This is a genomic window from Paenibacillus sp. PAMC21692, assembly GCF_014303795.1.
In the GTDB taxonomy this organism is placed as follows: domain Bacteria; phylum Bacillota; class Bacilli; order Paenibacillales; family Paenibacillaceae; genus Pristimantibacillus; species Pristimantibacillus agaridevorans.
In genome coordinates, this window is the sequence record NZ_CP060293.1 from 4,934,514 (window position 1) to 4,946,985 (window position 12,472).

Annotated in this window: 10 protein-coding genes; 9 read left to right on the forward strand and 1 reads right to left on the reverse strand. The window is 45.8% G+C overall.

The window, feature by feature from the left end; all coding sequences use genetic code 11:
- Positions 1 to 4 precede the first annotated feature (4 nt).
- Positions 5 to 1,381: an extracellular solute-binding protein gene (locus tag H7F31_RS19740; protein ID WP_187100169.1), complete on the forward strand. Its 1,377-nt coding sequence runs from the start codon at positions 5 to 7 to the stop codon at positions 1,379 to 1,381.
- Between the two features lie 74 nt (positions 1,382 to 1,455).
- Here H7F31_RS19740 and H7F31_RS19745 read toward each other — a convergent pair whose 3' ends face one another.
- On the reverse strand, positions 1,456 to 2,331 hold the full coding sequence (locus tag H7F31_RS19745) for a helix-turn-helix transcriptional regulator (RefSeq protein ID WP_187100170.1): 876 nt from the start codon (positions 2,329 to 2,331) through the stop codon (positions 1,456 to 1,458).
- A 124-nt stretch (positions 2,332 to 2,455) separates the two neighbouring features.
- On the opposite strand from H7F31_RS19745, the gene tatA reads away from it, so the two are divergent.
- The 8 genes from tatA to H7F31_RS19785 all read left to right on the forward strand — a co-directional run bounded on the left by tatA (position 2,456) and on the right by H7F31_RS19785 (position 12,470).
- Entirely contained in the window at positions 2,456 to 2,680 is a 225-nt protein-coding gene (tatA, locus tag H7F31_RS19750) for a twin-arginine translocase TatA/TatE family subunit (protein ID WP_187100171.1), read from the forward strand.
- A gap of 54 nt (positions 2,681 to 2,734) precedes the next feature.
- Entirely contained in the window at positions 2,735 to 3,901 is a 1,167-nt protein-coding gene (locus tag H7F31_RS19755; protein WP_187100172.1) for an alpha/beta hydrolase family protein, read from the forward strand.
- Positions 3,902 to 4,022: 121 nt separating this feature from the next.
- Complete coding sequence (locus H7F31_RS19760) at positions 4,023 to 5,552, forward strand: sensor histidine kinase (protein ID WP_187100173.1); 1,530 nt, start codon at positions 4,023 to 4,025, stop codon at positions 5,550 to 5,552.
- The gene (locus H7F31_RS19765; protein WP_187100174.1) at positions 5,549 to 7,216 is read left to right on the forward strand and encodes a response regulator transcription factor; all 1,668 of its coding nucleotides are present in this window, start codon (positions 5,549 to 5,551) and stop codon (positions 7,214 to 7,216) included. The genes H7F31_RS19760 and H7F31_RS19765 overlap by 4 nt, the downstream gene beginning before the upstream one ends.
- A gap of 127 nt (positions 7,217 to 7,343) precedes the next feature.
- Positions 7,344 to 8,363, forward strand: a complete 1,020-nt coding sequence (locus H7F31_RS19770) for an SGNH/GDSL hydrolase family protein (RefSeq protein ID WP_187100175.1) — start codon at positions 7,344 to 7,346, stop codon at positions 8,361 to 8,363.
- 70 nt (positions 8,364 to 8,433) lie between these two features.
- A complete protein-coding gene (locus tag H7F31_RS19775; RefSeq protein WP_261800057.1) occupies positions 8,434 to 9,633 on the forward strand; it encodes a Gfo/Idh/MocA family protein in 1,200 nt (399 codons plus the stop codon).
- Positions 9,634 to 9,780: 147 nt separating this feature from the next.
- Positions 9,781 to 11,484, forward strand: a complete 1,704-nt coding sequence (locus H7F31_RS19780) for an extracellular solute-binding protein (RefSeq protein WP_187100176.1) — start codon at positions 9,781 to 9,783, stop codon at positions 11,482 to 11,484.
- Positions 11,485 to 11,570: 86 nt separating this feature from the next.
- Positions 11,571 to 12,470: an ABC transporter permease gene (locus H7F31_RS19785; protein ID WP_187100177.1), complete on the forward strand. Its 900-nt coding sequence runs from the start codon at positions 11,571 to 11,573 to the stop codon at positions 12,468 to 12,470.
- Positions 12,471 to 12,472 lie beyond the last annotated feature (2 nt).

Sequence of the window (12,472 nt, forward strand, 5' to 3'; positions counted from 1 at the left end):
AAGTATGAAGAGGAAGGTTTTGATTTGCCAGTTACTGACGGCAGCGTTAGTATGTCTAATGGTTATGACGGCCTGTTCGAAAACAGATTCCAATATAAATAACACAAATCCTAAAGAAACTGAACAAACCGGACAAACGAATCAAGAAGAAGTTGATGTTGATCCTCCCAAAGAGGAAGAAGAGCACGAGCCGGTCACTTTGAAATTGCTGGCTTGGCATGTAGGGGCTCATCAAGAATTATTTGATATGTTTCATGAAAAGTATCCATGGATTACAATCGAAGTGGAGGAGTGGGGCATTGATAAAGCTATAGCCATGCAGGCGGCCGGCGAACCCGCGGATTTAGTGTGGATAACAGGGTTGAGTCCTTGGCTGAAGGACGGCATGTTGGAAGATCTGACTCCCTATATTGCGAATGACCCCACCATTCAAAATGCAAAGATTATAGATGGCTTCCTAGAGGCATTTAAAACACCGGATGACAAGCTTTGGGCGGTTCCGTATACCGCGATATCGGAATGGATTATTGTCAATAAAGATTTGTTGAAAAAACATGGCATGGAAATGCCTCCCTATGACTGGACTTATGACGATATGCTGGAAATGGCCAAGAAGGCTACAGATCCTGCGGCAAATGAATACGGCATTTCTTATGACTCCTTGATGGCCTCTCATTTTAATTGGATTTTGCCTGTTGCTAACGGTCATGCACCTAATTTGCGGTTCTTCAATGAGGATTTGTCTCAAAATTTATTGAACACGCCTGATGTGTTGGCCGATATGAAGTGGCTGCAAGAGTTAACGACTAAGTGGCATGTTCGGCCTAGCGATGAAGAGGCAGAAAAGCTTGGTTGGGAGAAAGCGAATAACTTCCTAACCGGAAAAGTATTGTTTACTCTGGGTGCGGACTGGGTTATTCCAGGCTACAATGAGCTGGCCACTTTCGATTGGGATGTGTTGCCGTTGCCAAGAGGCAAAGAGAAACAGGTAACCGTTCAGCTTCTTGGACCGATCGCGATGCTAAGTGCATCCAAGAATAAGGACGCTGCGTTTAAATGGATCAGCTTTCAATTTGAACTAGAAGCACAAAAGTGGAATGTGAAAAATGGCTCCAATACGTTTGTCATTCATCCTGATATTGATGATGAAATTGACCGGACTCCGACATGGAAAGGAAAGAACACCGAAGTTATCAAAATGACCAAAGAAATGTGCTGTTACTTGCCGGGACCGACTATTCCAGACTTTGATGAATTCCAAAACATTGATGCGGCATTGTTTGAAAGCATGTACAAAGAATTCGATATTACATCCCTTGTTTCACGGGTAGATAAATTTAATGAAAGCACAATGAAGCTGAGAAAAGAAATGGGCTGGTAGGCGAATGGATTTCAGCTCTTGCATCGCCTTTATATGCTGGGGTGCAAGAGCTGCTTTTTGATGCTCGGTTCCTGTCATGATGAGGGGATTTTATGCTCTATTCGCCATTGGGAGGGGCTTTTGCCATACGTTTGTTTAAATAATCGGCTAAAATAATGAATGCTTTGGTATCCGATCGTATAAGAAATTTCTTCCACAGTCAAATTGCTGTTGGCCAGATAGCTTATCGCAGCTTTCATTCGCAAGCGGTTTAGAAATTGAAAAGGGGTTTCCCCTTGATACCTTCTAAACATTCGAACTAAATAGGAAGAATTAAAATGGACTCTTTCGGCGAGAGTTTGCAGGGTGATATTATCCCAGTAGCTTTCTTCCATCCAACGGACTAACATTTCTACCGTTTCTTTGGTTGAAGCGATCCGCTTATTAGCGGATACGGTTATATTGTCACCGAGCTTATCATAAGAACTCAGCACATGTCGGGTTAAAGACAATATGGTTGTAAGATCAGCATGCGCCATTTCATGAATAATATCTGGATGTTGCTGCACCCAATTTGCGCTAAGCAATGCAACCAATGCATTCATACGCTGAAATAGATTTTCAATCAGAGGTGCGGTTTGGTCTGTTGAGCACTGAAGAGTATTCCAAATCGTACATTGACGGGGCTGTGGGAATGACTCATGTGCATGATCCTCAAGCTCCCAATAAGCATAGCTGTAATGCTTGGAAATATGTATCAACTGATGAAACGTATTCAGTGGAATTAAAATTAAAGCAGGACCAGTGACTTCATAACTATGATCAATACTGTTAAGCTGCACTTTTCCTTCAATTATATATAGCATCTCATGGTGATCCGGGTGGATAAGCAGCGGGGAAAATTCGGGAGCCTGTACATGTTGGGCGGAAAGGCTTAGGTCGCTGACGAAATTGTACATACGGATGTGCACTTAATCATCTCCCTAGAGTGGTTGTTGAATTTGTTCGAAATTATACCATGCGAGTCTTCAAGTAGCTACTACCAAATTTAAGATTCAAAGGAACACTCGCTATTCAAGAAGTGGAGGTTATAAGATGGCTGGTATTGGTGTTTCCGGTATTGTATTGCTTGCGTTGATCTTGTTGTTGTTCTTCGGGCCGAATAAACTTCCTGAACTGGCCAAAGCGTTCGGGCGCACGATGCGCGAATTCAAGAAAGGCGCCAACGAATTGTTGGACGATCAGAAGCAGGCAAGCCGTGTAGACGTTTCCCTGGAACAACAGGAGCAGTTGAAAGCAGAACGGCGATTGCCGGATTAAGTGAAATTGCCATGATCCCATTTAATAAATAAAAAGAAGCAAGGAGCGTTATGGATGAAAAAAGATGGATATACCGGCCCATGGGATGTTGATCGGTTAATGCAAACGCCGGAGATCACTTGGGGGGTGACGGAGGAGCATCCCGGGTTTATAGTGCGTCAGTTTTGTTATAACAACGAGATTTATGAAGGGAAAACGACAAAAGTGTTCGCTTATTATGCTGTTCCTAACCGCGCAAGAGATAGTCTTGTTCCGGGAGTCGTTCTTGTACACGGCGGAGGAGGCAAAGCATTCTCCGAATGGGCAGAGCAGTGGGCAGAGCGCGGTTATGCGGCGATTGCAATGGATCTAACAGGCAGAGGCGCCGATGAAACAAGGATGCCGGAAGGCGGTCCAGACATGACCGACGACACCATGTTTCACGATATTTCCAAATCCGAGAGCAAATTAACGGACATGTGGAGCTACCATGCAGTAGCGGCGGCCGTACGAGCCGTCAGTTTTTTGGCTAATCAGTGTAATGTCGATCCTGCCTGTATCGGAATGATGGGGATTTCATGGGGAGGTTACGTCACGGAAATCGTCGCGGGGATCGAGTCTAGGTTGGCTTTTGCCATGCCTGTCTACGCTGCGGGATATTACATGGAAGGGTCTTGCTGGCAAGAAATTTTGCGGGGGATGAATATAGAACATCAGCAAAGATGGAATGCCGCTTTCGATGTTAGCCAATACATAGGGCAATCCGAGCTTCCGATGCTTTGGGCAACCGGCACGAATGACCCAGCCTTTTATTTGAATGGCTGGCAGAAGACATATCGGGAGGCTAAAGGAACGCGAACGCTCAGACTTCTCCCCAATTGGAAGCATGATTATAACACGCCTTGGTCGACCCAAGAGTTCTTCGTCTATGCGGATTCGTTCGTGAAGGATGAACCCCCGCTTTTACGGGCGACTTCATCCGGCCAATCGGGAACTGAGGCTTGGGCGTATTATGAAGGGAACCGCACTGTACAGAGCGTACATCTTCTTTATACAACCGAATCCGGGCCGTATACTTCAAGAAATTGGGATCTTATGCCAGCTAAGTTTGAAGCTCGCGAAATGAAATTGTTTTGTTCTATTCCGGATCATTCTACTGCATACTGTTTCGTTATCGAAGATTCGAATGGATTAAAGACCAGTTCCGATCTCGTTGAAACTGATGGAAATGTACACTTTTAAGCGCGGAATCTTTTTCAAAACGCTGTTGGGATTCATCTTGATCCTTGTCCCTTTTTTTATTATCAATGCTTTCATTCATCGATCCGGCGTCAATATTATACGCCAACAAATAACAGCAGTCATGCAACAAAAGGTCGATTATTTGGCCAGCTCCCTGGATGCGGAGTTGAATCGTATCGTTCAACTGCAGATGCAGTTCAATAATGATTCCGATCTTCAGGATTTAAGCATACGTTCCGACTCGCTTCGAGATTACGAAAAGATCAAGCTGATCAACGATGTGTATTCTAAAATATCCGCGTTAGCTTCATCCAGCCGCTATATATCCGAAGTGTTCGTGTTGATGCCGAATTTCCAAAAACGTCTGTCCTCTACTTCTGTATTAACGAATCTGAACACTGGTGAATATGAACGATATAAGGATCTCGCCGCAGGCAATTCGAATGTGAAGAAGGACGGTCAACATTATTACTTATTGAGCGGATATCCGGCTGGAACAAAAACGCAATATTTGATCGTGGTCGAGCTGTCTCCATCGATGATCGGCACCAGTTTAGGGGAAAGATCCTTGATCGTGGATACTGTAAGCAGCTATCAGTTCCCCTCGATTGAGGGGAACTCCTTTGTTCGCGAAGAATTGGGAAATGATCCGACTTTAATTTCGATCGAGAAGACGCTTTCCTTCACGAACTGGTCGCTGATCGTCTATGATCGGCAAGATCAGTTGTTACAGCCGCTTCGCAAGTTTACAGTATGGAATTACATATTGTGGGGTTTGGCATTGATCGTCATCGTTTCGTTTTCCTATTTGTTGATCAAGTTTATTCATCAACCGTTAAGAAAGCTCGTTCAAGCTTTCAGGATGGTTGAGAATGGTAATTTCAACTTGAATCTCCAGTATCGAAAGAAGGATGAGTTCGAGTTTCTATATACCAGATTTAATAGCATGGTAGGAAAGCTTAAGGTGCTCGTTCACGAAGTCTATGAACAAACGATTTACAGGCAATTGGCGGAGCTTAGACAATTGCAATCTCAGATCAACCCGCACTTTCTGTACAATAGTTTATATATTCTATATCGAATGTCGCAGGATAAAGACTTTCAAGGCGTCTCACACCTGTCGAGACATCTGGGAGATTACTTTAAATATATTACGCAGAATAATCACGACGACCTTATCACGTTGGACAAGGAAATCAAACATGCAAGCAGCTATGCATCGATACAACAAATGCGCTTCGGAAATCGAATATCTTTCCAATGGGAATTACCGGATGATGCGGATCAGGCAGACTCGATTCTTCATCGGAAAGTACCGAGATTGTTCATTCAACCGTTGATCGAGAATGCGGTTGAGCATGGCCACAAACATACTGTCAAAGAGGGATGGGTTCGAATTATCTGTAAGGACTATGGGAATTACATGGAACTCCATGTGGCGGACAACGGGATGGGCGGGGGAGCGGAACATATCGCTGAGCTTCAAAAAAAGATTCATGCGGGACAGTGCGATACTAGCCATGCCTTAATTAATGTGCATAAGCGGCTAGAGATATTATTCGGACCGGAAAGCGGGCTTCAATTGCAAAGCAACGAGTACGGTGGTTTGACGAATGTTATTACGATCTATTGGGAAGGAGCGATATCATGATTCAATTCATGCTGGTTGATGATGAATCGATTATCGTGGATAGCTTGCATCGCTTGTTAGAAGGGCAGGAGAATTTGCCGCTAAAAGTATGGAAAGCTTACTCGGCCGATGAAGCAGTCGATTTGATCAACATAATCGAAAAGACGGAGGAGCAAGGAATCGACATTCTTATGACGGATGTCATGATGCCCGGCATGAACGGCTTGGATTTGTCCGCAATGATCAAGAGCCGATTTCCGGAACTGAAAACGTTGTTTCTCTCCGGATATTCCGACTACACATACTTGCAGACCGCTCTGCACCAAGAAGCCTTCGATTATTTACTTAAGCCTGTGGACGACGAGACCGTGATCGAAGCCGTGCGCAAGCTATGCGGGATTATTGAAGAGGAACGTCGATTGAAGGAACAGGAAAAGCAGATCGGGATGAGGTTGAAACAAGCTCAGCGTATGTTGAACGACGAATTGCTGAAGGAGCTTCTGGAGAAGCCGTTGACGCCGCAACAGCTGGCTGACAAGGAAGAAGCGTATGTACAGGCTTCGTTGAGCGTAGATCAATGCTTCATTCTGTTGAATGGAAAAGTCGATCAATGGCCGCTAACATATACCGAGATCGAGAAGATGCGGCAGCGGGAGATGATCATGGAATTGATGGTATCCATGCTCCAACCCCAATGCAGCATTGTTCCCTATAACGGTTCTCGACATCTGGTATGGCTGCTCCAAGTGAAGAGGATGGATCATGACAGCGTAACCGATGATTTGTCGCAGCTCCACTGGTATTTAAGCGAAGAGCTGGAACGAGTGCAGTCCGTCATTCAAGAGCGAATGGGGCTGTCGTGTTCATTTGTAATATCCGGCCATGAAGTCGAATGGCTGCAAATTGGCGATGTGAATCGAAAGATGGGGGAGCTGCTGGATCGAGCCATCGGATTGAAGAGCGAAATTATGCAGGTGGAGCAAGCGGGAGAAGCTATGTCCCGCTATCAGGATATCCAGTTGCAGTCTCAGGAGATAAAGAAGCAGCTGCTTGCGTTAACAGGATTGCTTGAAGCGGGTGAGTTCCTGGCCTTCATGAACGAATTGCGCAGTTTTTTCGAGACGATTCGGAAATCCGTATTTCTGACGTTCGAAAGGCAATCGGAAATATTCATCACGTTGGCCGGCCTATATCTTTCCTATATGAACTCCCGGCAAATGACAACCGAAGTCGGAATGAAACTGGACTTAACCTATTTAACCAACTTCAACAAACATACGGATTGGCAGTCCTTCGCGGACTACTGTGTGCGGCTTGCTGAAATATTATTTCTAATCGTCGGAGATGACGCCAAGGAGCAAAAGCAGGAGATCGCAGAGAAAGTCGACAACTACATTATCCAAAATTTAAGTCGGAATCTAACTTTGCAGCAGCTCGCTGATCATGTACATCTAAGCAAATTCTACTTATCCAGACTGTATCATTCTCAAAGAGGATATCCAATCTATCAGAAAATCAAAGAGCAAAAGCTGAATCGCGCAAAGGAATTGCTGTTGCAGGACGACATCAAAATCAAGGATGTAGCAGCCGAATTAGGCTTTGAGAATGTCCCCTACTTCACGACTTTCTTCAGGAACAGCCTGGGGATGTCACCCAAGGAGTATAAGCAAAGCTATCAGTCATAGGATTCTCGGCAATAAATTATAAAGAGTGCAAGGGATTGCCGTAGTTGCGGCCATATTGCCATATTACAATAATAACAAGCTTGGATGCCCAATGTTTGTTATTTTTCTACTTGAGGAGGGAAAAAGGATGTCGAATAAAATGTGTAAAGGTGAGAGTGTCGTATTCGTTGGGCAAACACCGCAGAAGCTTCGCCATGGAAACGTGGTTCGTTGTTTAAGCGTCAGTACCGGTCAAGGGTCGGATCATCCGAAAGATGTGACCTATATGGAACAGGAAGACTTCGTGATTAATTATGAAGCCGGGACGATTGCACGAACGGAGAATAGTTCCATTCCAGATTGGCGTGGTCATGTCGTATATGGCAAGGAAAGTTTTGACCATCGGGATTACGCGGATTGCAGCAACCGAAAGTTCACTGTTTACGTGGATTATGAATATATCGAGGAGGCCGAAGAAGCGCAAGCGGATTGCGCGGATGCGGCGGGCGAACAACTGCGGCGGGTTCGAACAAAAATAGCGGCGGGCGAAGGCATTCGTTATGTTGTTTTCGGTGACAGTATAAGCGCTGGCGGCGATGCAAGCCGCGATGAATATGCGTTCTATCAATTGTTTGCCGGCGAACTGAGAAAGCGGTTCGAGGGGATGGAGCTTGAGGTGGTCAATCGTGCGATCGGCGGCGAAACCAGCGTGGACGGATTAAAGAGGTTTGAAGATGACGTGATCGCGCTTCGACCGGATATTGTCAGTATCGGATATGGGATGAACGATCAGTGCACGATGAGCGAGCAGATCAGGAATGGAGTTCCTCCAGGTGAATTCGAACGAAATATTCGGCAGATGGTTACTCGTATCCAGGAAGCAACGGGGGCAGACATCATATTGGTTACGCCGTGTGAATCGAATCCGCTGTGGAAGCATTCCAGCGGAGATTTAGCGATCTATGCGGATATCCTCAAACGGATTGGCAAGGAATGCAACGTTGCGGTTGCAGATGTACATCGGTTATGGAACGAAGAGCTGCGTGCCGGTAAGACGCATGAAAGTCTGCTGCTCAACAATATCAATCATCCAAATGATTATGGGCATCGCATTTATTATGAAGCTTTCGTTCCACTGATTCCAGCTGTACCTTCAAATAGTCGCTAGGATTCAAAGGCAGAATAAACGATCCGCACTTCAACAACGCCAGTTTTCTAAATAAGAGGGGGACGAGCATGTGATAAGAATCGCTGTAATCGGTTACGGCAATCAGGTGAGCAGATTAATAGGAATTTTACAGGAAAGGCATCCCGACTGCCGCATCGCTGCGATCGCGGATATGCGGAGCTCGGCTATTCGGCAGTCGATGCTCGAAGCAGGGACTGACTGCTCGGTGATTCGTTTCTTCGATGATGCCGACGAGATGTTGCAGCAAGGAGAATACGATGGCATATTCATCGGCACCCGCTGTTCGCAGCATGCAAAGATGGCGTTAAAGGTGATGGACAGAGGGATTCCTCTTTATCTGGAGAAACCTGTTGCCACATCGATAGATGATTTGATGCGTCTACGGGATGCGCATCGGAGAATGAATAGTCCGGTCGTCGTTTCCTTTCCACTGCGCGTTACATATCATACGCAGCTTGTCAAGGAAATTATCGCATCGGGAAAAATCGGTACGGTCGAACATGTTCAGGCCGTCAACAACGTTTCGTATGGATCTATCTATTTCCATCATTGGTACAGGGATGAGCTTGAGACACAAGGGTTGTTTCTCCAGAAAGCGACTCATGATTTTGACTACATCAATGATGTGTTGGGTCTGAAACCTATCCAAGTATGCGCGATGAAATCGAAGCAAATTTTCAAGGGTAATAAACCTGCAGGGTTGAAATGTGTCGATTGCGAAGAACAGGTGACTTGCCCCGAGAGTCCGCAAAACTTGCTGCGTTCTGGCGAAGGTCGACATGGGGAATATTGCGGGTTCGCGATCGATACCGGCAATGAGGATTCGGGCAGCGCTCTGGTTCAATATGAATCCGGCATGCATGTCAGCTATTCGCAGAACTTCTTTATTCGCAAGCAAGCTGCCAGGCGCGGAGCGCGATTCATGGGCTACAAAGGCACGGTGGAATTTGATTGGACCTCGAATGAGGTGAAGCTGTTTATGCATCATACGCCTCGTGTCGAGACGTATACCATTGATACGGCTGCATTCGCAGGTGGCCATGGCGGCGGGGATTCGGTACTTATGGACAACTTTGCAGCCATTATGAGGGGAGAAACCATGGAATCCGTCGCCCCGCTAGAGGCGGGATTATCGAGCGCATTGATCTGTCTGAAAGCGAAGGAATCCGCGGAGACGGGCACCTTCCAGCAGATTGAATGGCCTGATGAACGGTTAGTTGCAAATGCGTTGGAAGTGAGCAATAAATGAGAACTTTGACAATCGAATAGCGTTGTTGGAAGTTGAGACAACGCTTACAATTATGAATAACGGGACAGATTTTATGATGGTGGCCACTGATCATAACCCGGCGTTTACCGGACGCATAAATAACATAACATGCCTGGGGGTATTCAATTGTCAAAGGGTAGAAGACATGTTTTAACAGGAATGGTTGCTTTGCTCGCCGTAACGTTAACCTTAAGCGCCTGTTCGACGAATAATACGTCGTCCAATGGAGAATCCGTTTCTCCTCCAGCGACTGGGCAGAATAACCCAGTTAATGGTGAAAGCTCGGCTGCAGATGAAACAATCGATCCGTTGGGCAAATACGATCCGCCCATCGACCTGTCCGTAGTGCGATCGACAGAATGGTTGACTTTCGACGATGAGAACACGATCGACGATAACATCTGGTATGACGCTTACTTACGTGACTTGGGTATTAAAGTCAGCAATATGTGGACCGTGCCAAGCGGCGAGGCCTTTCAAAGCAAATTAAACGTATCGATTTCCTCCAATGATATTCCGGATCTCTTGAACGTCAACGCAATTCAGCTTAAGACGCTTGTAGAGGCCGGTATGATCGAGGATTTAACGGAGATTTACGAGAAGTATGCAAGCGAAGAGCTCAAGGAAATTATGGGTCAGGATAACAATCAGGCTATCCATGCATCAAGCTTCGATGGCAAGATGTATGCTATACCGGCACTGACACCGGCGATCGGAACGCTTAAGATGTTATGGATTCGCCAGGATTGGCTGGATAAATTGAAATTGCAGCCGCCTCAGACTACAGAAGAAGTATTACAGATTGCGCGAGCATTCACGAATGATGATCCTGATGGAAACAACAAAAAGGATACGTATGGTTTAAGCGTTAACAAGGATATCACGAGCATGTGGAACGCACCTGGCGTGGACGGATTATTCCAAGGGTTCGGCGCTTACCCCGGCTCATGGATTCAAGATTCAAGCGGCAAAGTTGTATATGGAAGCATCCTTCCGGAGATGAAGCCGGCCCTGCAGATGCTGAATCAGATGTACAAGGAAGGGCTGATAGACAAAGAGTTCGGCGTACAAGATTCGACGAAGGTATTTGAGTCGCTGAACGCCGGCAAAACGGGTATGTTCTACGGAGACTTCGCCTCTCCTATCTATGCGAACAAGGATACGATTCTTAACGTGGACGGTGCGGTTTGGAATGCCTATCCATTGCCATCGGTCGACGGGACACCGGCGAATGCCTATCTTGGATCGACAGCGAGCTCGTTCTTTGTGGTCAAGAAAGGTTACAAAAACCCGGAGGCTGCCGTAAAGCTGGCAAATTATTGGGTGCATACTCAGTATGTGGATGTTGATCGGAGTCTTGGACAGAATGCCGAGACCGGCGTTGCTTATTACCCTTATGCGATATTGTCTTTCTCGCCTCCGCTTATTCATCTGAATATATACAACGAAGTGATTCAGGCACTCAAGGACGGCGATACGTCTACGATTTCAGAAGACTCGCAAATTAAAATCGAATCGATCAAAGCCTACCGTGAAAATCCTAAAGACGTCGGGGGATGGTTGACGGATCGTATATTCGGAGCAGGTCATAGCGCCTTGGAAGTCGTAGCTTCGTATTTGGACAATGATTTATATGTGAATAATGCGTTGAACGTCCCGACAACGCCAACGATGAGCGAGAAGATGTCTACGTTGAACAAGATGGAAATTACCATGATGACTAGAATTATCATGGGGGATGTAGGCATCGAGGAGTTCGATAAATTTGTTCAGGATTGGAACAGGCAGGGCGGGGAGCAAATCACTAAGGAAGTCAACGAAATGAATTAATTCACTTCCATGCGCCGATGTGCTGGATGTCATGTTAGGGGGGGATATTTGATCCCCCTTATACTTTGCAGGAAGGAAACGATGAAATGAAAAGCAATCGTTGGAAGCGCAATCTGCCTCTTCATCTCATGATTATACCTGGCGTGATCCTTATTTTCTTATTCGCCTATATTCCGATGGGCGGAATTGCGATGGCTTTTCAGAAGTTTATCCCGAACCGGGGGCTTTTTGGATCCGAATGGGTGGGATTTGCCAACTTTGTGTACATGATCAACATGCCGGATATTTACGATGTAGTCAGGAACACCTTGCTCATAGCGATGTCGAAAATTGTTTTAGGGCAAATTGTAGCCATCATGGCCGCATTGTTGCTTAATGAAATGCGCAACAGAAGAGTTGTCCGAACTGTGCAAACGCTCATCTATATGCCTCACTTTCTTTCCTGGGTCATATTGGGCGGTATACTCGTAGATGTTCTTTCAACGAATGGCGGAATAGTGAATCAGTTGCTTGGGGTGTTTGGCATTGAGCCCATTTTTTTCCTAGGCAGCAACAGCTGGTTTCCCGTTACCCTGATCGCGTCTGACATATGGAAGGAATTTGGCTTTTCGACAATTATTTATTTAGCTGCGCTAACTTCCATCAACCCATCGCTCTATGAGGCTGCTTATATCGACGGAGCCAATCGCTGGAAACAAACTTTGCATATTACTTTGCCGGGGATTGGTCCGATCGTGGTGCTTCTTGCGCTGCTTAGCCTTGGCAATGTACTTAACGCAGGTTTCGAACAAGTTTTTATGTTATACAGTCCACAGGTATATCGCTCTGGCGACATTATCGACACGATGGTGTATCGAATCGGGTTTCAGGATTTTCAATATGGCGTCTCGACGGCTGTTAATTTGTTCAAATCCGTCATCAGCATGGTGCTGATTATCATCTCTTATCGATTGGTATATAAAATTGCCAACTACCGCATCTTCTGAAG

Coding starts and splice junctions, on each gene's coding strand:
- H7F31_RS19740 (WP_187100169.1), top strand. CDS start 5: ATGAAGAGGAAGGTTTTGATTTGCCAGTTACTGACGGCAGCGTTAGTA.
- H7F31_RS19765 (WP_187100174.1), top strand. CDS start 5,549: ATGATTCAATTCATGCTGGTTGATGATGAATCGATTATCGTGGATAGC.
- tatA (WP_187100171.1), top strand. CDS start 2,456: ATGGCTGGTATTGGTGTTTCCGGTATTGTATTGCTTGCGTTGATCTTG.
- H7F31_RS19760 (WP_187100173.1), top strand. CDS start 4,023: ATGCAACAAAAGGTCGATTATTTGGCCAGCTCCCTGGATGCGGAGTTG.
- H7F31_RS19785 (WP_187100177.1), top strand. CDS start 11,571: ATGAAAAGCAATCGTTGGAAGCGCAATCTGCCTCTTCATCTCATGATT.
- H7F31_RS19770 (WP_187100175.1), top strand. CDS start 7,344: ATGTCGAATAAAATGTGTAAAGGTGAGAGTGTCGTATTCGTTGGGCAA.
- H7F31_RS19755 (WP_187100172.1), top strand. CDS start 2,735: ATGAAAAAAGATGGATATACCGGCCCATGGGATGTTGATCGGTTAATG.